At 44.2% G+C, this 19,047-nt stretch carries 20 protein-coding genes; 9 read left to right on the plus strand and 11 right to left on the minus strand.

Annotation, left to right across the window (positions count from 1 at the left end; genetic code table 11):
• Positions 1-59 precede the first annotated feature (59 nt).
• Complete coding sequence (locus tag AZ46_RS01955; protein WP_029281972.1) at positions 60-1,568, plus strand: MDR family MFS transporter; 1,509 nt, start codon at positions 60-62, stop codon at positions 1,566-1,568.
• A gap of 284 nt (positions 1,569-1,852) precedes the next feature.
• Positions 1,853-3,469: a M14 family metallopeptidase gene (locus AZ46_RS01960; protein WP_029281970.1), complete on the plus strand. Its 1,617-nt coding sequence runs from the start codon at positions 1,853-1,855 to the stop codon at positions 3,467-3,469.
• A gap of 47 nt (positions 3,470-3,516) precedes the next feature.
• On the opposite strand, the gene AZ46_RS01965 is transcribed toward AZ46_RS01960, so the two are convergent.
• From AZ46_RS01965 to AZ46_RS02005, 9 genes are all read right to left on the minus strand, one after another.
• On the minus strand, positions 3,517-4,698 hold the full coding sequence (locus AZ46_RS01965) for a NupC/NupG family nucleoside CNT transporter (protein ID WP_029281968.1): 1,182 nt from the start codon (positions 4,696-4,698) through the stop codon (positions 3,517-3,519).
• Between the two features lie 337 nt (positions 4,699-5,035).
• Complete coding sequence (locus AZ46_RS01970) at positions 5,036-5,653, minus strand: YczE/YyaS/YitT family protein (protein WP_029281966.1); 618 nt, start codon at positions 5,651-5,653, stop codon at positions 5,036-5,038.
• A 177-nt stretch (positions 5,654-5,830) separates the two neighbouring features.
• Positions 5,831-6,559, minus strand: a complete 729-nt coding sequence (locus AZ46_RS01975; RefSeq protein WP_029281965.1) for an amino acid ABC transporter ATP-binding protein — start codon at positions 6,557-6,559, stop codon at positions 5,831-5,833.
• Positions 6,560-6,588: 29 nt separating this feature from the next.
• Complete coding sequence (locus tag AZ46_RS01980) at positions 6,589-7,254, minus strand: amino acid ABC transporter permease (RefSeq protein ID WP_029281963.1); 666 nt, start codon at positions 7,252-7,254, stop codon at positions 6,589-6,591.
• A 32-nt stretch (positions 7,255-7,286) separates the two neighbouring features.
• Positions 7,287-8,066 carry a transporter substrate-binding domain-containing protein gene (locus tag AZ46_RS01985; protein ID WP_029281961.1) on the minus strand — a complete coding sequence of 260 codons (780 nt, stop codon included), beginning with the start codon at positions 8,064-8,066 and terminating at the stop codon, positions 7,287-7,289.
• A 170-nt stretch (positions 8,067-8,236) separates the two neighbouring features.
• Complete coding sequence (locus AZ46_RS01990) at positions 8,237-8,740, minus strand: GNAT family N-acetyltransferase (protein ID WP_029281959.1); 504 nt, start codon at positions 8,738-8,740, stop codon at positions 8,237-8,239.
• Positions 8,741-8,881: 141 nt separating this feature from the next.
• Entirely contained in the window at positions 8,882-9,115 is a 234-nt protein-coding gene (locus AZ46_RS01995) for a hypothetical protein (RefSeq protein WP_029281957.1), read from the minus strand.
• A gap of 79 nt (positions 9,116-9,194) precedes the next feature.
• Positions 9,195-9,617, minus strand: a complete 423-nt coding sequence (locus AZ46_RS02000; RefSeq protein ID WP_029281955.1) for a pyridoxamine 5'-phosphate oxidase family protein — start codon at positions 9,615-9,617, stop codon at positions 9,195-9,197.
• Positions 9,618-9,697: 80 nt separating this feature from the next.
• Complete coding sequence (locus AZ46_RS02005) at positions 9,698-10,126, minus strand: PH domain-containing protein (protein WP_029281954.1); 429 nt, start codon at positions 10,124-10,126, stop codon at positions 9,698-9,700.
• Positions 10,127-10,341: 215 nt separating this feature from the next.
• On the opposite strand from AZ46_RS02005, the gene nagA reads away from it, so the two are divergent.
• From nagA to nagE, 5 genes are read left to right on the plus strand one after another with little or no spacing between them, the layout of a single operon-like run.
• A complete protein-coding gene (gene nagA / locus AZ46_RS02010) occupies positions 10,342-11,526 on the plus strand; it encodes an N-acetylglucosamine-6-phosphate deacetylase (protein ID WP_029281952.1) in 1,185 nt (394 codons plus the stop codon).
• Positions 11,523-12,278: a glucosamine-6-phosphate deaminase gene (gene nagB, locus AZ46_RS02015; RefSeq protein ID WP_029281950.1), complete on the plus strand. Its 756-nt coding sequence runs from the start codon at positions 11,523-11,525 to the stop codon at positions 12,276-12,278. The genes nagA and nagB overlap by 4 nt, the downstream gene beginning before the upstream one ends.
• Positions 12,275-13,003 carry a GntR family transcriptional regulator gene (locus AZ46_RS02020; RefSeq protein WP_029281948.1) on the plus strand — a complete coding sequence of 243 codons (729 nt, stop codon included), beginning with the start codon at positions 12,275-12,277 and terminating at the stop codon, positions 13,001-13,003. The genes nagB and AZ46_RS02020 overlap by 4 nt, the downstream gene beginning before the upstream one ends.
• Positions 13,000-13,908 (plus strand): N-acetylmuramic acid 6-phosphate etherase, encoded by a 909-nt coding sequence (murQ, locus tag AZ46_RS02025; protein ID WP_029281946.1) that lies wholly within the window; start codon positions 13,000-13,002, stop codon positions 13,906-13,908. The genes AZ46_RS02020 and murQ overlap by 4 nt, the downstream gene beginning before the upstream one ends.
• A gap of 12 nt (positions 13,909-13,920) precedes the next feature.
• Positions 13,921-15,294, plus strand: a complete 1,374-nt coding sequence (gene nagE / locus AZ46_RS02030) for an N-acetylglucosamine-specific PTS transporter subunit IIBC (protein ID WP_029281944.1) — start codon at positions 13,921-13,923, stop codon at positions 15,292-15,294.
• Between the two features lie 27 nt (positions 15,295-15,321).
• Here the strand turns inward: nagE and AZ46_RS02035 are convergent, their stop codons facing one another.
• Positions 15,322-16,137: an alpha/beta fold hydrolase gene (locus AZ46_RS02035; protein WP_324606977.1), complete on the minus strand. Its 816-nt coding sequence runs from the start codon at positions 16,135-16,137 to the stop codon at positions 15,322-15,324.
• 345 nt (positions 16,138-16,482) lie between these two features.
• On the opposite strand from AZ46_RS02035, the gene AZ46_RS02040 reads away from it, so the two are divergent.
• A complete protein-coding gene (locus tag AZ46_RS02040) occupies positions 16,483-16,680 on the plus strand; it encodes a cold-shock protein (protein ID WP_029281940.1) in 198 nt (65 codons plus the stop codon).
• A gap of 559 nt (positions 16,681-17,239) precedes the next feature.
• Here the strand turns inward: AZ46_RS02040 and AZ46_RS02045 are convergent.
• The gene (locus AZ46_RS02045; protein WP_029281938.1) at positions 17,240-18,775 is read right to left on the minus strand and encodes an FAD-dependent oxidoreductase; all 1,536 of its coding nucleotides are present in this window, start codon (positions 18,773-18,775) and stop codon (positions 17,240-17,242) included.
• Positions 18,776-18,908: 133 nt separating this feature from the next.
• Between AZ46_RS02045 and AZ46_RS22480 the strand changes: the two genes are divergently transcribed.
• On the plus strand, positions 18,909-19,043 hold the full coding sequence (locus AZ46_RS22480; RefSeq protein ID WP_277987863.1) for an RAxF-45 family protein: 135 nt from the start codon (positions 18,909-18,911) through the stop codon (positions 19,041-19,043).
• Positions 19,044-19,047: the final 4 nt, after the last annotated feature.

Below are 19,047 nucleotides of genomic sequence, written 5' to 3' on the forward strand. Positions count from 1 at the left end.
AATTTGACTATAATAGAAGATGAAGCTTCATAAACTTAACTATTAAGGAAGTGAAGGAAATGGACGCATCTCAACAACATACCCGGCTGGTTGTCGCAGGTCTTCTCCTCGGTATTTTTATGGCTGCAATTGATAATACCATTGTTGCAACTGCCCTGGGATCGATTGTCAGTGATCTTGGAGGACTTGATCAATTCGTGTGGGTGACGTCTGCCTATATGGTGACGGTCCTTGCGGGTATGCCGATTTTTGGAAAGCTTTCTGATATGTACGGACGAAAACGGTTTTTCATCATTGGACTTATCATTTTTCTTGCAGGATCTGCCCTGTGCGGGATTGCACAGAACATTACTCAGCTGAGCATCTTCAGGGCTATACAGGGAGTTGGCGGCGGTGCGCTTCTGCCAATTGCATTTACCATTGTGTTTGATATTTTTCCGCCGGAAAAACGCGGGAAAATGACAGGACTTTTAGGTGCAGTGTTCGGATCTGCATCTGTTTTCGGCCCGCTGATCGGAGCGTATTTAACAGAATACATCAGCTGGCACTGGGTTTTTTATGTGAACATTCCGATCGGCCTTTTATCTGTCATTCTTGTCGGAAAGTTTTATCATGAAAAAGCAAAGCTTGAAAGGCAGAAAATTGACTGGGCCGGTGCCCTCACGCTTGTAGCCGGCGTTGTCAGTCTTATGTTTGCTCTTGAGCTTGGAGGAAAAGAGTTTTCCTGGACTTCATGGCAGTCCTATTCCTTGTTCGGCTCTTTCGTCTTATTTTTGATTTTATTTTTAGTGGCCGAAACAAAAGCAAAAGATCCAATCATTTCCTTCTGGATGTTTAAAAGCAGGCTGTTTGCAAGTTCACAGATCCTTGCTTTTTTGTACGGGGGGTCATTTATTATTCTTACGATCTTCATTCCGATTTTCGTTCAGGCTGTATACGGGGGATCAGCAACAAGTGCCGGTTACATTCTTATGCCACTTATGCTTGGGTCTGTTGTCGGCAGCGGGCTTGCGGGTGCATTTATGACTAAAACAAGCTACCGCAGCATTATGTTTGTTTCCATCATTTCCTTTATAGCCGGAATGGGGCTGCTCAGCACGATGACTCCGGACACGGGAAGGCTGCTGCTGACGCTGTTTATGATACTTTCAGGATGTGGCGTCGGATTTTCCTTTTCGCTCCTACCAAATGCGTCCATTCATAATCTGGACCCTCGTTTCAGAGGTTCAGCGAACGCAACGAATGCCTTTTTCAGATCGCTTGGGATGACAATCGGAGTGACAATCTTCGGAGCTATTCAAACAAAAATCTTCATAAGAGAGCTTGAAAATGCCGGTTCTGCCGGCAGCGGTTTTGATATGGGCAATCCTCAGGGGATTTTTCAGCCGGAAGTACGGGAGCAGATTCCTCCCGGGGTGCTTGAACCGGTTGTAAATGCGATGTCAGATTCAATTACCGCCATGTTCCTGTTTGCCCTTATTCCGCTTGGAGCTGCCCTGATCACCGTCTTTTTCATGGGTAAAACAAGACTGATCACCGGGAAGAAAGAAGAAGTATCCGCCAATTAAAAAGAGAGCTTAAATGAAGCGTACTGCTTTGTTTAGGCTCTTTTTTATTGCGGAAGGTTTTAAAAAAAATGAGCCGAAAGACGGTCTAATCAGATATACTTCCGTATACTGCGAGTATTTATTCGCTATTATAAGGAGAATCAGAACCTGTCCATGTTCCTGTTTTGAATGGGATTGAACATACCATAGGAAGACATAGGAATATAAAACTAGTTTGAATTTTTTGATAATATGATCTTTTTCCTCTAGGATTGTAAGCAAATGACAAGAGGAGTTGGGAAAATTTGAAGAAAAAGGCGATTCCTGTTTTGCTGACAGCGAGCTTCCTGCTTGCCCCTGCAGTCAGCGCAGAAACACCATACTATGGAAAAACGTATACACAGCCCGAACAAGTGAGGCCGCTTTTTCCCGATGTTTCACTAACTGATGAAACACCGGCTTTTACTAAAGGTGAAGAGGCCTTTACCACCCAGGAGGAAATGCTTGCTTACATAGAAGAACTCAAAAAAAAATCTCCATACGTATCAGTAAAAGAGATTGGCAGATCGCAAAACGGAATGGCGATTCCTGCGCTTTACTTTACAAAGGACGGGAGCATAAAACCGAGCTACGCATCGCGTAAGCCGACGGTCTGGATTCAGAGCCAGATTCACGGAAATGAGCCTGCAAGCGGTGAATCCATTCTCGCCATCGCAAATCGTCTGACTGGCGAACTTGGGAATGAGCTGCTCGATGATATCAATATTATTATTGTTCCACGTGTAAATCCGGATGGTTCTTACAATTTTAAACGACAGCTTCAAAATGGCCTTGACGGCAACCGTGACCACGTCAAGCTTGAATCGCCGGAAGTCCAGGCCATCCACAGAGAATATAATAAGTACACGCCTGAAGTTGTCATTGATGCCCATGAATATACGCCATACACCCGCTCGTTCGACCGGTTTGGGGAAGAGGGTCTTCTGAAATATCATGATATCCTGCTGCTGTCAGGCAGAAATTTAAACATTCCTGAAAAAATCAGAACCATGTCAGACAGCCTCTATGTTGAACCAACGTTTGCTGCACTTGAAGATCAAGGGTTTTCAGCTGACCGTTATTATACATCGGCTGTGACAAATGGTGAAATCGATATTTTAGAAGGAGGGACAGAACCGCGCATCGGAAGAAACTCCTTTGGACTGCAGCCTGCTTTTTCGTTCCTTGTGGAAAGCAGGGGCATTGATATTGGGCGAGAGGACTTCGGGCGCAGGGTTGCAGCACAGATTGAAACACATGAAAACATCTTAAGACAAACAGCAGAAAATGCCCGAAAAGTGAAAGTGACCGTTGCAGCTGAACGGGCAAAGCTAGTTAAAAAAGGTCTGCTTCCAAAAGACAATGATCCTGTTTATGTGAACAGTGAAGCATTGGAAATAGATGGACAAACTCTTGAAATGATTGATATTGCAAGCGGAACCGTTCAGGATGTGCCTGTTAACTACTTCAGTGCAACAGAAGCTGTTCCGACATTGACACGCGAGCGTCCGACTGCATATGTCCTGCAGCCTGATCAGGGTGATGCTGCAGCAAGGCTGATGAATCAGGGGGTAAAAGGATTTAAGCTTCCGAAACAAATGAAACTCCCTGTTGAAGCCTATCAGATAACAAGCAAAGAAGAGACGGAACAGTACGAAGGAAAGCAGCTGGTCGAAGTAGAGACAGAGCTCACTAAAAAAGAGGTCGTTTTCTCGAAAGGCTCATATATCTTCCTGTCTGCTCAGCCGCAAAATAATCTGCTGTCTCTTTCCCTTGAGCCCGAGTCGATTGACAGCTATGTAACATTCGGCTATATTCCGTCAGAGATTGGAGAAGAATTGCCGGTTTACCGGTTTATGTTTGATGGAAAAAAGCTGAAGTAAGGTAATAAAAAAACAGATCCCGCTAAATAACGGGATCTGTTTTTTCATTATAGTACGATACTTACAATAATCGCTGACAGGATACTTACAAGTGTAGCACCATAAAGCAGCTTCAAACCGAAACGTGCAACTACGTTTCCTTGTTTTTCATGCAGACCCTTCACCGCACCGGCAATAATTCCGATGGAAGAGAAGTTGGCAAAAGATACAAGGAACACAGAGATAATACCAAGTGTACGCTCACTGAACGTATCTGCAACATTTGCAAGGTCCATCATGGCTACAAATTCGTTTGTCACAAGCTTTGTTGCCATGATTCCGCCCGCAGCTACTGCTTCATTCATAGGAACACCCATGATAAAGGCGAATGGGGCAAAGATGTAACCGAGAATACCCTGGAATGTAATGCCGAAGACCATATCAAAAATGTTGTTGACCGCTGCAATCAGTGCAACGAAACCGATCAGCATGGCACCGACAATAACTGCTACTTTGAAGCCGTCCATGATGTATTCGCCAAGCATTTCAAAGAATGACTGCTTTTCTTCTTCCTGAATGACGAGAATATCTTCTTCATCTGAAACAGTGTAAGGATTGATGATTGAAGCAATGATAAATCCGCCGAACAGGTTGATGACGATTGCCGTTACAACATACTTTGGCTCGATCATTGTCATGTATGCTCCAACAATGGACATGGATACAGTTGACATGGCAGATGCGCAAAGCGTGTAAAGACGCTGTGATGTCAGCTGTCCAAGCTGTTTTTTAACGGTGATGAAAACTTCTGATTGACCAACGATGGCAGATGCGACAGCGTTGTAAGACTCAAGTTTTCCCATTCCGTTAACTTTGCTCAGTACAAAACCTATGCCCTTCATGACAAAAGGCAAAATCTTAAAGTACTGGAAGATCCCAATCAATGCTGAAATAAAGACGATCGGAAGAAGAACATTCAGGAAGAACGGAGCTTGTCCATCGTTCGCGAGTCCTCCAAAGACAAACATAATTCCTTCATTTGCATATTCGAGAAGCTTTCCGAAACCGTCGGCAATAGCTGTAATTAAAATGAGTCCGAATTTGGTATTCAGTAATAGGAACGTTAAAGCGATTTGAATAACAATCATTAATGCAACTGGTTTAAACTTAATCTTCTTTCTGTCGCTGCTTGCAACCCAGGCAAGACCCAGAACAATCGCAAGTCCAAGAAGGGCAATCAGGTATTTCATTTCGTTCACCTCTATGATGGAATAGTAATCGTTTTTTGAAAGAATACTGTATACGCTTTCATCAACTTTGAAAAAGAGAGTCAGCGTCATCTGATGTCTGACCTCTGACGTATTCAACTATAATAGATTTATAGGAACAAAGCAATAACAAATTTTTGAAAGTTTAAGGAAGATACAAAGGATAAAATACTATAGTTAAATGACAAATTTATCCTCGGCCAGCTCCAGCGCCTAGATCCTCTGTCAGAACAAATCCGCCAAAAAAGTCAAACCCGGACTTTTCCGCCGGATTCTTATCTGCCTATCGGATCTGACCAAGGCGCTTGCGCTTTTGTTCTTACTTATAAGATAATCTGCTGCTCATACGCAGCAGCAATCCCTCAAACTTCGGATGGAAATATTGAACAACAAACCCAAGTGTAAGTGTTACAGCAAATGTGCCGATGCCGATTGCTCCCTGAAAAGCAAAAGCGAGAAGCAGCGCAAAGGTTTCGCTGATGATCCTTGAATTTCTTAAATTAAGACCGAAACGGGTATGAATGGCAACCATCAGTGTATCCATCGGACTTGCAGGGAACTTCGCCTGAAGGTAAACCGCAACGCCAATGCCCATTGTCAGAATCCCGGCAATTAAAGCAGATGCCTGGAAGAATAGTCCTGCAGGGGAATAATGCTTTAAAACTACAAGAAGCCAGAAGTCAATTAATGCACCTATTAAGAGAATGCTTCCTGCTGCCAGCAGTTCAGGTTTCTTTTTCATCAAAAATGAGTTAATAAAGATCAGCACGATGCCATTTATAAAAATACAGGTACCGACTGTGAGCCCAAATAAATTGGATTCTCCTACTGCAAGGGCGTCCCATGAGGATGCGCCGAGACCTGATTTGATAATCAGCGCCACACCGAGCGTAAGGGCCAGTAAGCCTGTGATAAAAAATAGTGTTCTTTCTTTCATGGAGTTTCCCCTCTCAAGTGGAGTTGTTTGAATAGTGGTTAGTCGTCAGACCTCTTGAATTCGTTTTCATCATATCCAATAATCTTCCCTTTGGCAAGAGAAAATGAGGTGGAAGAAGAATCCACAGGTTTGGGGGAAAATGAAAAAGCCGCAGAAACCATGTTCTGCGGCTTTTATTCAGCTTAGCTGAGTCGTTCTTAAAAACTCTTTTGTACGCTCTTCTTTAGGATTTGAAAAGAACTCTTCCGGGTGTCCGATTTCAACAATTCTGCCTTCGTTCATATATACGATCCAGTCGGCAACCTCTCTCGCAAACTGCATCTCATGTGTGACGACAACCATAGTCATTCCTTCTTCTGCAAGCTCCTTCATCGTTGCGAGCACCTCTCCGACAAGTTCCGGATCAAGAGCGGATGTAGGTTCGTCAAACAGCATGATTTCAGGCTTCATGGCAAGTGCACGGGCAATGGCAACCCGCTGCTTTTGTCCCCCTGACAATTTGTTAGGATAGACATCTGCTTTGTCGGAAAGGCCTACTTTTTCAAGGAGAGCCCGTGCTTCCGCTTCAGCCTGGTTCTTTTTCATTTTCTTTACCATCAGCGGTGCTTCCATAATGTTTTCAATCACTGTTTTATGAGGGAACAGCTGAAAATGCTGGAACACCATGCCGACTTTCTGGCGGACTTCGTTGATGTCATGTGTGCCCTGTGTGACTTCTTCGCCGTTTATGATGATCTTTCCGTTATCTTTTTTCTCAAGAAAGTTAAGGCACCTGAGAAGGGTACTTTTACCGGATCCGCTTGATCCGATTAAGCAAACAACATCGCTTTCACCAACTTTCATATCAATATCTTTTAGGACATGCAGGTCGCCGAAAGATTTATTCAGCTTTTCCACTTTGATCATTTCTTTTGATTCCAAAAAGATTCCCTCCTTTAGCGGTCACTGATGGACATTTTCTTTTCAAGTCCGTTTACAACGAGTGTCAGAATTGCAACCAGTATTAAGTAGTAAACGGCAACAATCAGCAGGAATGTCATTTCATCGAAATTGTTTGAACCGAGTGTGGTCGCAACGTTAAATAATTCATTGATGGAGATAAATGCTGCCAGAGAAGAATCCTTTAAACCGATAATCATCTGGTTTCCAAGAGGAGGAAGCGCACGTCTGAACGCCTGAGGCATGATGATGCGCCTCATTGTGAGACCTCTTGTCATGCCGAGGGAACGGCCCGCTTCCATTTGACCTTTGTCGATGGACTGGATGGTGCCCCTGAATATTTCAGCAATATAGGCACCATTGTGGAAGGCGAGAGCAAGGGATGCAGCCCAGAAATCAGGGATTAGAAACAATCCGCTGAAACCGAAGTACAGAATGAAAATCTGAACGATTAATGGTGTACCGCGGACAAGGTAAATATAAGCATCCGAGATCCAGCCGAGCACTTTCAGTTTGGATATTTTCAGCAATGCGAAAAAGAGACCGATAACAATCCCGATTAAAATGGACACTACTGTCAACTGGAGAGTGACAAGCATCGCATCGAAAAATACGCCTCTGCTTGCTATGAGAGAATCAAAAAAATGAGAAAAGCTAGGCAATATAAACAACATCCTTTCTGTACAGGCAGTGATTATTCCGGTTTAGTTGTAATGTCTTCTCCAAAATACTCAATGCTGATTTTCTTCAATGTTCCGTCTTTGCGCAGGTTTTCGAGTGCTTCGTTAACACGCTTTAAGAGTTCGGGGTTGTCCTGCGGAATAACAACAGCCTGTTCACTTCTTTCAATCAGCTGCTGTCCGGTAATGTCAAATCCGCCTTTTGCTGCACTTTTTCCTGTTACAAAATCGGTGATCACCGCGTCATGGCGGCCTGTACTAAGCGCTTTAAGAGCAGTGATATCGCTGTCGTACATCTTTATGTTGTCTGTATATTTCTCTGCGGTTGCAGCATATGTAGAGCCTTTGGCTACAGCGACTTCTTTTCCTTTTAGATCTTCAACTGTTTTGATGCTGCTGTCAGGACGCGTGAAAATTTGAGGTCCTGAATAGTAGTAGGGTGTGGAAAAGGACACGTGCTTTGCCCGCTGGTCATTGATGGTGTGGCTCGCCACCGCTGCATCGGCCCGGCCGGTTTTGACACCTTCAACAATCCCTTTGAATTTAATCCGTTTCTGGACGGGCTTAAGTCCAAGCTCCTTCGCAATCGCTTCTCCGACGGCAACATCAAATCCGGTCATCGTCATATCGTCCTTCACGTAGCTGAATGGTTTGAATTCACCTGATGCAGCAAATACAAATTCATCCTTGTCAATCAATTCTGTTCCGTCTGATAATTTTTCTTTCTCAGCACAGGCTGCTAAAAAAACACCTGTCATCAGAAGCAGGATCATAAGATATACTTGTTTTTTCATAAGTTGCTCCAAGTCTCCTTTCTGTATGGTATGTGTGATTATGGTAAACAGGAAAAAATGCGCTAGTTGTACATACCCTTATCTTACTTACTGTAATCGCATTTTTTAGAATTTTTCAGAAAAAGAAAATGTAAACTTGCATAAAAAAAGAAGCAGCTTTATAGCTGCTTCTACTGCATAGCATTCCATTCAATTTCTCCTGCCTGCTCTTCGTAATCAATGCTTACTTTAAAGTCATGCTTTTCGTAAAAGTGCACAAGACGGTCGACGTGATCCCAGTCTCTTTTGGCGATATCCCCGGTTATAGATGGAATGTTCTGGTCTTTAGCGATTTCTTTTAAATAATTCATGCAAATTGATCCGTAGCCTTTGTTTGCAGGGCCTTTAATGTCGCCAATATGAATGGCCTGATCGTCTGAATAGGTGGCATGAATGGAAAAATCCCATTTCCCCCGATAGGCTGTTTCACAATCATTAAGCATCACTTTGCATGAATCACCGTCATTTTGTGCATAAACAACGACCCATTTGTCTTCTTTTGTCTGATCAATTCCGACAACTTTCCACCTCTTGGCGATTTCCTTGAGATTATCCTGCATTCTATAAAGCTGAAACTGCAGTTCTTCCGCGTCCACAGGTGCCTGATTTCCGCCAGTCAGTACAGATTGATACATAAATATCTCCTTCCTTTATGGTAGTCCGTACGTAAAACACAGTTATCTATTGTACTGGACTGGAGCAAAAGCATCAACCGTTTTGCTCAAATTGGAAGGAGTTGCTTAATAAAAAAACGGCGCCAGTACAGGCGCCGGATGCTAGTCTTCATGACTGTCATAAATACAGTGGTCAAAACTGTCATTGTGGATTTGATTCAGTTCCTTTACCCCGTAAATTAAAAACTGGTGGTCGTCGCCATACAAGTCAAGCTTGTTTGCTTTTTTATACTGCTCTAAAGCTGTGCGTGCTTTATCTTCTTCTGTAAAGACACCAACTACGTTTGAAGCCTCTCCACAGTCTGAGCAGCCTATATCAACTACAACATAGTACATGAAATCACCCTTTATGCTTTCATTCGTCCCTTATTTTCTCACGATGGCCGGGTGAAAACAAGGAATTGGCATAAGCGGATCAGACATCCAGTGTCTGAGGTGTTTTCTGTCCGCTGTTCATCAGGCGGATCTTGTTCGGTTTAATGGCAAGAACAATATAGTCCGGGTCATCAGGACCCTTGAACCAATTTTTCATATGCTCATTCCAGATACGGTCTTTCAGTTCCTGGTCTGTGCTGATTTCCGCTGTTCCTTCAAACTCTACATAGGAATCACCATATCCCTCACCTTCATAGCCAAGCAGGATATGTACGTTCGGATTTTTTTCAATTTCATCTGCTTTGTGCGTGTGAACATTAGTCGGGGTATAGAGCATGAGTTCATCATTGGAAAAGGTCATATAGCGGGAGTGGGGTTTATCGTCCACGACGGTGGACAATGTGCCGACTTTGTGTTTCTCAAGAACGTCCAGAACTTCTTTGTTCAGTGTCTGCTTATTCATACATACATCTCCTTTAAACGTGATAGTGTATGTATTCCTTCCTTTCCTTTATCTAAAACCTGAAAGTGAAAAGGGATGCTTTATATTGGAGTGGAAATACCCGGATTAATCATCGTCAGCTCCCTGAAGAAACGTTTTTCATCTTTTGGCAGCGAAACAAGCGCAAATTTTGAATAGGCAGGGCGGCTTGATGAAAAAGAACCTGTGTACACAATTTTCAGGCGCTTGAATGTCCAGGCCGGTGAAGATAGTGGATTCATTGAATAGTGCACTTCTTTCATGTCTCTAATAAAAATTTCTTTTCTGATGAGTCCGAATACAATTTTCAGTTTCTGATCTGCAATGACAAAATAGGAGTTAAAAAGAGCATGTGCAAGAAAGGCTGCAATTAAAAAAGGAAAAACAAGAGGTGCCGCGGGTTCACCCTGATACAGGAGAAAAAACGGGAAAAGAATTAAAAACACGATGATACATACAAGAATTGGGTTTCGCTTTACTTTAAACTTCATGACAGACCTCCTCTCATTTATTTTAGCATATTTTTCCTGGAGTTATGACGGACAAATGTCGTTCTAAGTTTCTTTTAACGGAAGTTGGAGTAAGGCGGATGCGCGGAAGGAGGCCAGGGTAAGTTAAGGGAAATGAATGAAATATAAACTGGTATAGACAACTAGTTGAATAGATGTTATAGTATGTGTGAAAACGGATGCAAGGAGCTGTAATGATGGCACAAATATGCTTATTGAACGCTGAAATTTATACTGGCGAATCCATTATTGAGAGTGGGTACGTTTTAATAGAAGATGAAAAAATAAAAGAAGTCGGGATGATGGAGGATTATCAGGAGCAGAGCGGATTTGAGCGCGTAATTGATTTAAAGCACGCTGCAAAGGCCGTGCCGGGGTTTATTGATCTCCACATCCACGGCGCACATGGCGCGGATGTGATGGATGCTACTGAAGAAGCGCTGCAAACAATGACTTCAAAGCTTCCATTTGAAGGAACAACAAGTTTTCTGGCAACTACAATGACTTCAAGTAAAGAACAAATTTCTAAAGCGCTTGTTAATACAGCCGGATACTTAAAAGAAAAAAATCAAACCGGTGCAGAGATCCTTGGCATTCACCTTGAAGGTCCATTTTTAAATCCGAAACGCGCAGGAGCTCAGGCACCCGGAAATATTATTGAACCCTCAGTTGAACTTTTTGACAGGTGGCATGAAGAGTCAGGCGGAAGTATCAAACTTGTGACACTGGCAGCGGAACGCGAAGGCGGGTATGAGCTTGCGAGCCATTTAAAGAGTTTGTCAATCGTCCCGTCAATCGGCCACAGTGATGCTGTTTATCAGGAAGTGGAGACGGCGGTTGCAAGCGGAGTTCATCATGCAACACATCTTTTCAACGGGATGAGAGGCATTCATCATCGCGATGCAGGCACTGCCGGCGCTGTTCTGATGAAGGATGAAGTGATGACGGAAATGATTGTGGACGGCATTCATATTGCACCTGAAATGGTCAAGTTTGCTTATAGAATGAAAGGCAGTGAAAGGGCCATTCTCATAACAGATGCCATGCGTGCTAAAGGGCTCGGTCCAGGCACATACGATCTTGGCGGACAGGAAGTAACAGTTGACGGGGAGCGGGCGACACTCGCCGATGGAACACTGGCGGGAAGTATTCTTACATTTAGAGATGCAGCGGTCAACATGATGTCATTCACGGGATGCTCTCTTTTGGATGCTGTCACGATGTCATCTGTTAATCCTGCTAAACAAATTGGGGTCTACGACAGAAAAGGGAGCCTTGAGAAGGGAAAAGATGCAGACATTGCCGTGCTCGATGACGAGTTAAATGTGATGATGACGATCTGCAGAGGAACGATATCTTTTACAGGGAGTGCTGACAAATGAAGCTGATTGAAGCGAAGGATTACAAGGAAATGAGCATACTTGCTTCAAGAATGATCTCAGAGCAGGTCCGGTCCAAAAAAGACACAGTGCTTGGGCTTGCAACGGGAGGAACGGTTTTAGGCACCTATCAGCAGCTGATCCTTGACCATCAGGATAACGGAACAGACTACTCTGAAGTTAGAACTTTTAATCTGGATGAGTATGCAGGTCTCCATAAAGATGATGAAAACAGCTATCATACGTACATGAAAAAGCATTTTTTTGACAGCGTCAATGTCTCTGCTGCCAATACACATCTTCCTGACGGAGAAGCATCCGATTTAGAGAAAGAGTGCGGGGATTACGACAGGCTGATCAGCGAAAGCGGCGGCATTGACCTGCAGCTTCTGGGAATAGGTCAGAACGGGCACATTGGATTTAATGAACCGGGCAGCTCATTTGATTCAAACACCCATCTTGTGAAGCTTGCACAATCGACCCGCGAAGCGAATGCAAGGTATTTCGACAGAATCGAAGATGTACCGAAACATGCGGTTACCATGGGAATCGCTTCAATCATGAGAAGCAAAAAAATTCTTCTTCTTGCATCAGGTGTTCAAAAAGCAGCTATATTAAATGATCTTTTTCATGCGGATGTATCTGAAGATATTCCGGCGACTGTCCTTAGAAACCACCCGAATGCAGTGATTATTGCAGACCGGGAAGCCCTGTCAAAGCTTCAGCCGGATGAAAGGAAGATGTTTGCAAGATGATTCAAAAGAACTCACCCCTGCCAATCTACTATCAGCTCGAAGAAGCCATCAAAGAAGCAATTCAAAATCAGGAGCTGACACCAGGCCGGATGATTCCATCAGAGAGAGAATACGCGGAAAAGTACGGAATCAGCAGAATGACTGTCAGACAAGCTCTTTCTAACCTTGTAAATGACGGATTTCTTTACAGACAGAGAGGGAAGGGAACGTTTGTCGCCCACCAGAAAATTGAACAGCCGCTTCAGGGGCTGACCAGTTTTTCTGAGGATATGAGGTCGCGGGGCCTTGAACCAAGTACGCGGGTCATCAGCTTCAAGGAAGTGCCTGCAAGTCATGACCTTGCTTCCAAGCTTGAGGTGGAAGCGGGAACATCCCTTTTTGAATTAAAACGGATCCGGCTTGCAGACCAGCTGCCGATGGCCTATGAAATGCTGTACATTTCAAAAGAAGTGGCACCCGATCTGACCGAAGAAATCGCTCAATCTTCTATCTATGAGTACGTGGAAAATAAACTGGGACTGAAGATTCAGCATGGACGCCAAGTTCTTGAGGCCTCTATTGCCAGAAGGACAGAAGCGGAAATGCTCCAGGTCGAAGAAGGTGCCCCGGTCCTGATGATCGAGCGGAGAAGCACGCTTGAATCAAATAAACCCCTTGAAGTCGTTAAATCTGTTTACCGGGCTGACCGCTATAAATTCACCATTGATATGGAGCGATTCTCATGAAAAAACGCGCAACAGAAGAAAAAAACATCCGAACGTCTGCCATTGATGAAATGACTTCCTATGAGATGGTTAAACTTATGCACCAGGAGGACGCGGCAATATCTGCTGCTGTGGAGAAAGCACTTCCCAAAATTGCTGAAGCAGCCGATGAAATTGTAGTGCGATGGAACAAAGGCGGAAGAGTGTTTGTGATTGGAGCAGGAACCAGCGGAAGAGTGGGCATGCTGGATGCTGTGGAGCTCGGACCGACTTTTTCTGTAGAGGAAGACAGATGGACGGCCATTGTATCCGGAGGAAATGAAGCGATGTGGATGCCGCTTGAGGAGACTGAAGACGATGAAAACGCCATCAGGGAGGAATTGAAATCCCATTCACTGGCTGAGCAGGACTGTGTCATCGGCATCACAGCCAGCGGTTCAACTCCGTTTGCTGTAAGCGGCCTTGACTATGCGAAACAGGCGGGTGCCTGTGCAATATCGATCAGCAACAATGAACATTCCGTCATATCCAAGATAGCTGATGTTGCCATAGAACTTACAACTGGACCTGAAGTCATACGGGGGTCAACAAGACTAAAAGCGGGGACTTCTCAAAAAATCGCTCTGAACATGATCTCAACAAGCGTCATGATTCAGCTTGGGAAAGTATACGGAAACGAGATGGCCGACATGAAACTGATCAACCGCAAACTGAAAAAGCGGGCAGAGTTGATTTTGGCGGAAACGACGGGCATTGATGAGGAAACAGCAGGACTAACCATGGAAAAAACGCAGTACAATCTTAAAGAAGCCATTTTCATGACAGTCACACATGCATCTCGGGAAGAAGCAGGCCTCAATATTCATGAGGCTCAAGGGAGATTGAAACAAGCGATTCATCGCTTTTTCGATAATAAAAACAAGTAAGGGGGAATTATTATGTTGGGGTTTTTACAGAAAATAGGTAAATCACTGCAGCTGCCGATCGCCGTACTTCCGGCTGCCGGGCTTATGCTGCGCCTTGGACAGGATGACCTGCTCGGCATTCCGTTATTGGCGCAGACAGGCGATTTCATTTTTGCAAATCTGGCTCTTATCTTTGCCATTGGGGTTGCAATCGGCTTATCGAAGGATGGGCATGGTTCGGCCGCGCTTGCAGGTACAATTGGCTACCTGGTTTTAACGAAAGGGATCGAAGTCATCAATCCGGATATTAAGCTGTCCGTTCTTGGGGGGATTATAGCAGGTATTATAGCCGGTCTCTTATATAACCGTTTTTCAGAGATAAAATTGCCTGAATGGCTCGCATTCTTTGGGGGGCGCAGGTTTGTTCCCATCATTACGGCTGCCGTTATGCTTATTCTCTCTCTTGCATTCGGCTATCTTTGGGGTCCTGTGCAGGAAGGGATCAACAACGTGGGTGTCTGGTTAACCGAGGCTGGTGCCGCAGGTGTAGCCATATATGGATTCTTAAACCGAATCTTAATTCCAGTAGGACTTCATCAGTTTATTAATAGTTTGGTATGGTTTGTATTCGGCGAATATAACGGAGCGACAGGTGATCTTAACCGATTCTTCGCCGGTGATCCAAGTGCAGGATTTTTCATGTCAGGCATGTTCCCGATCATGATGTTCGGCCTTCCTGCAGCTGCAGCTGCCATGATTATGGCTGCTAAAAAAGAGCGCCGCAAAGCTGTATCAGGGTTGCTGATCGGTGTTGCGTTTACATCTTTTTTAACAGGTATTACAGAACCGATCGAGTTTATGTTCATGTTCTTATCGCCATTGCTGTATGTTATCCACGCTGTCTTAACCGGTGCGTCGATGGCAATAGCACAGTTGCTTGATATTCACCTTGGCTTTACATTCTCTGCTGGAGCCATTGATTATGTATTGAACTTTAACGCTCCGGCTGCGAAAAATGCATGGCTGCTCCTTGTCATGGGAGCTGTGTATGCTGCAATCTATTTCTTCCTGTTCTACTTCCTGATCAAGAAGCTTGATCTGAAAACGCCTGGCCGCGAGGATGAGACAGATGAAGAAGCAATCAGCGAACCTGCTGCAGGCGGAGACAAATATGCTGCAATGGCAGCAAAATATATGGCCGGTCTTGGCGGTAGCGACAATCTGACAGAGATTGATAACTGTGTGACGCGCCTTCGCCTTAAAGTGAAGGACGCAGGTGCAATCGATGAAAAAGCACTCAAGCAAGCTGGTGCAAGAGGCGTTATCAAGCTGACGAAAACAGATGTACAGGTGATCGTCGGAACAGACGTTGAGTTTGTATCCAATGAACTGAAAAAACTGAAATAAAGAAGAATGCCTGAATCATCTCCTGATTCAGGCATTTTTTATGCGGACAGAAAAACGGTCTGCTTCTGTCTTTACTATAAATGAGACAGCATGATGATTGAATCTGTCAGGCTGATCAATATTGCAGACGTGACCTGAATCAGCTATGTACACGGCCTGTACATCCTTGTTTTCCGAGGCAATCTCTTTTACCGGCTTTAAAAATAAATGGTCTTGTTCTCCCATTAAAAACAGGACAGGAATTTTGTGGAAGTCTTTTTGAAGCTCTATCAAGTACGGATTCACGAAACGCGTCAGTGAAAACCATTGAATAAACTCTTTTTGGCACATCTTCTTTGCCTGGCTGATGAACATCGTGCGGGATTCTTTATGAGTTGCATAGGGCATTATGATCCAGGCAAACAAAGAGTAAAGCCACATATACGGGAGAATTCTTTTGCCGAGGTTGCCAACAACAAGCAGCATTCTCGTAAAGACGTTCAGTTTTGTGATGGCCCCGCCGAGAACCATGGAAGAGAGAAGCCTTGGCCTGATCTTCGCGATGGTTTGAATAACAATCGTGCCAAGTGAAATCCCGACAAAATGAGAAGAGGATATTTTCAGCCGGTCATGAACATCGATAACTTCTTCAGCAATGTCTGAAAAATCATCGCCCTCTTTCCACATCCCCTTTGCGGATCTTCCATGTCCGCGCAGATCAATGAGCAAGATGTTAAAATGTTTTTTAAATTCCCTTATTTGCTTGTACCAAATTGACGAGCTTCCGCCTGCACCATGTATAAAGGTAACCCACGGCTTTTTCTCGTGAAGTTTCAGGGTTCTGTAATATAAAATGTGTAACACCTGCCATCTGGTAAGATTATAGGTTCATAGGAACTTATATCTTAATATGAGCAGGGAACAAATAGTAGAAAAAGAGGTCAATTGTAAGAAAAGTGTCACAATTGAGAGGCAGGCTCATGTCGTGGAAGAACGCTGCGCGTGTTCTGCCATAATATGCACACAGACAAGTAGATTCCTACTTTAAAAAGATCTTAGAAACGGTTGCGGGTCCTTTAGGCTTTTGTTATAATGAAGTTACTTATTTTTGTTCGTAATATGATTAAAAAGGCACTCGTCTTGAAGAATATTATTTAGAGCAGGGATAGTAATACAATTGTGCGCTTGGCGCACGAGGAGGATACACACATGTTACAAGGTAAAGTTAAATGGTTTAACGCAGAAAAAGGTTTCGGTTTCATCGAAGCAGAAGGTCAAGAAGACGTATTCGTACATTTCTCTGCTATTCAAGGCGAAGGCTTCAAATCTCTAGAAGAAGGCCAAGAAGTTACTTTCGAAATCGTTGAAGGCGCTCGTGGACCACAAGCTGCTAACGTTCAAAAGTAATGACTGAAAAAGACTCCTGTTAAGGAGTCTTTTTTTGTCTGCACAATTAAAACACGGCAAGCGTGTGAATCCTACCCTCGGAAACCGTAAAACGATCTGGGAGGGTAAGCAAGCTCTGGGATCGTACCCTCGGAAACCGTAAAACGATCTGGGAGGGTAAGCAAATGCTGGAATCCTACCCTCGGAAACCGTAAAACGATCTGGGAGGGTAAGCAAATGCTGGAATCCTACCCTCGGAAACCGTAAAACGCTATTGGATGGTAAGCAAGCGCCCGAATCGTACCCCGCGAACCGGTAAAAACGTTATTGAAGGGTAAGCAAGCGCCCGAATCGTACCCAGCAACACGGTAAAACGTTAATGGAGGGTAAGCAAAAGGCAGAATCGTACCCAGCAACCCGGTAAAAACGCTATTGGATGGTAAGCAAGCGCCCGAATCGTACCCCGTGAACCGGTAAAAACGTTGATGGAGGGTAAGCAAAAGGCAGAATCGTACCCAGTAAACCGGTAAAAACGTTAATGGAGGGTAAGTAAAGCCCCAAGGTCTCCCCCCTGCAAAACTTACTCTTCCTTTATCATTTTCAGCGGCTTATCAGCCGGCCCTTCTATCACATCACCCTTATAAGAAAACCTCGACCCGTGACACGGGCAGTCCCAAGAGCGGTCTCCGCTGTTCCATTCCACTTCGCAGCCGAGATGGGTGCAGGTCATGTCCACAAGGTGAAGCACTCCATGTTCGTCTTTATAGCCCCCTGCTTTTTTCCCGTTCACCATCACCGCACAGCCTTCATCAGCATGAAGATCATCAGGTGTCTTTGATGGACGCTTGATTTTACCTGCTATTAGGTGCTTTGCTACATCGGCATTTGCTTTCAGAAATTCTTTTACACCAGGGTCAGAGTGAAAGCGGCTCGGAGTGAAAAGGTCAAAATAGCGTGATTCTTTCTTCACAATTAAATCCCTGAGCATATGTGCAGCAAACGTGCCGTTTGTCATGCCCCATTTATGAAACCCCGTGGCTGCGTAGATATTGGGATTGCTTGATGTGAGGGGGCCGATGTACGGGATTTTATCCAATGTAAACAAGTCCTGTGCGGACCACCTGTGTGTAATCTCCTCCAAGCCAAAAATCTCTTCTCCAAAACCTTCGAGCTTTTCATAAAGTTTGTGGGTATCTTTCTCCTGGCCTGCTTTATGTCCTTCGCCTCCGATCAAGACGACATCCTGACCGCTGGAGGATGCGGATCTTAGCGAACGCTTAGGTTCATCGACACTTAGATACATGCCGCCGGGATACGGTTTTGACGTTTTTGCACTGATGACGTATGAACGATCAGCATACATTCTGGCAAAATAAAAGCCGTTTCCGTCATAAAAAGGAAAATGAGTCGCTGCAATGACATGTTCACAAGTGACCTCAAAACCTTCATTTGAAAGCAGAACAGGCTCTTCTTTTGTGCCTTTCACGTCAATTATCGCTGTGTTTTCATAAATCTGTACACCAGACTGCAGCATTTCTTCAAGAAGGGCGTGCAAATAATTCAGCGGGTGAAACTGAGCCTGGTTTTTTACAACCAGGGCGCCTTTAATGTCTATATTCAACGAGAGCTTTTCAATAAACTCATAAGGAATGCCAATAGCATCATAAGCATCTTTTTCCTTAAGGAGTTTGTCCAGCGATTCATCTGAAACTGCATATAGAACGGCATCCTGATTGCTGAAATCACACGGGATGTTTTTTTCTTTAACGGTATTCCTTATAAAATCCAGACCTGCCTGGTTCGCTTCATAATAGTGTTTGGCCCCATCTGTGCCTGCATGCTGAATCAGCTCGTGATAAATAAGATCATGCTGAATGGTAACTTTAGCAGTCGTATGGCCGGTCGTGCCATTGAGCAGACAATCAGAATCAATCAGTGCGACCTTAAGTCCTTCTTTCGCAAGAAGATATGCTGAAGTGATGCCGGTAATGCCCCCTCCGACTACAGCAGCATCAACAGTTATGTGCTTTGAAAGCTTGGGAAAAGCGGGAAGGTTTGACGTGTCTCTCCAGTAAGGTTCAGGAAACCGGGGCAGTTTCGAGTTCGTATTTTTCATATGTAATCCTCCTCCTGAGTCATTATTAGAATATCCTCATGGTAAAAATACATGTATTTGGAAGAATGGATTGATAATTCTGAAAGCGGCAGGTTATAATAGTAGTACTTTAAGGAACGGAGGTGGATGAGAGATGAACAGTTTGAATGTGCTGCACGGTAAAGAATTATCATACCTTTATTTGTGTCGTGCTATTTTTCATGCATTTGCTGCTGACGGGATACGTCTGTCCTTTTTCAGCAACTGCATAAACACATTCAAACGTTAAGAAG

Source organism: Metabacillus indicus LMG 22858 (assembly GCF_000708755.2).
Classification (GTDB): Bacteria; Bacillota; Bacilli; order Bacillales; family Bacillaceae; genus Bacillus_P; species Bacillus_P indicus.

Coding starts and splice junctions, on each gene's coding strand:
- AZ46_RS01995 (WP_029281957.1), bottom strand. CDS start 9,115: ATGTACTATGTTGTAGTTGATATAGGCTGCTCAGACTGTGGAGAGGCT.
- AZ46_RS01965 (WP_029281968.1), bottom strand. CDS start 4,698: ATGAAATACCTGATTGCCCTTCTTGGACTTGCGATTGTTCTGGGTCTT.
- AZ46_RS22480 (WP_277987863.1), top strand. CDS start 18,909: ATGAACAGTTTGAATGTGCTGCACGGTAAAGAATTATCATACCTTTAT.
- nagA (WP_029281952.1), top strand. CDS start 10,342: ATGGCACAAATATGCTTATTGAACGCTGAAATTTATACTGGCGAATCC.
- AZ46_RS01955 (WP_029281972.1), top strand. CDS start 60: ATGGACGCATCTCAACAACATACCCGGCTGGTTGTCGCAGGTCTTCTC.
- AZ46_RS01970 (WP_029281966.1), bottom strand. CDS start 5,653: ATGAAAGAAAGAACACTATTTTTTATCACAGGCTTACTGGCCCTTACG.
- AZ46_RS01975 (WP_029281965.1), bottom strand. CDS start 6,559: ATGATCAAAGTGGAAAAGCTGAATAAATCTTTCGGCGACCTGCATGTC.
- AZ46_RS02000 (WP_029281955.1), bottom strand. CDS start 9,617: ATGAATAAGCAGACACTGAACAAAGAAGTTCTGGACGTTCTTGAGAAA.
- nagE (WP_029281944.1), top strand. CDS start 13,921: ATGTTGGGGTTTTTACAGAAAATAGGTAAATCACTGCAGCTGCCGATC.
- AZ46_RS02040 (WP_029281940.1), top strand. CDS start 16,483: ATGTTACAAGGTAAAGTTAAATGGTTTAACGCAGAAAAAGGTTTCGGT.
- AZ46_RS02020 (WP_029281948.1), top strand. CDS start 12,275: ATGATTCAAAAGAACTCACCCCTGCCAATCTACTATCAGCTCGAAGAA.
- AZ46_RS02045 (WP_029281938.1), bottom strand. CDS start 18,775: ATGAAAAATACGAACTCGAAACTGCCCCGGTTTCCTGAACCTTACTGG.
- AZ46_RS02005 (WP_029281954.1), bottom strand. CDS start 10,126: ATGAAGTTTAAAGTAAAGCGAAACCCAATTCTTGTATGTATCATCGTG.
- AZ46_RS01985 (WP_029281961.1), bottom strand. CDS start 8,066: ATGAAAAAACAAGTATATCTTATGATCCTGCTTCTGATGACAGGTGTT.
- murQ (WP_029281946.1), top strand. CDS start 13,000: ATGAAAAAACGCGCAACAGAAGAAAAAAACATCCGAACGTCTGCCATT.
- AZ46_RS01990 (WP_029281959.1), bottom strand. CDS start 8,740: ATGTATCAATCTGTACTGACTGGCGGAAATCAGGCACCTGTGGACGCG.
- nagB (WP_029281950.1), top strand. CDS start 11,523: ATGAAGCTGATTGAAGCGAAGGATTACAAGGAAATGAGCATACTTGCT.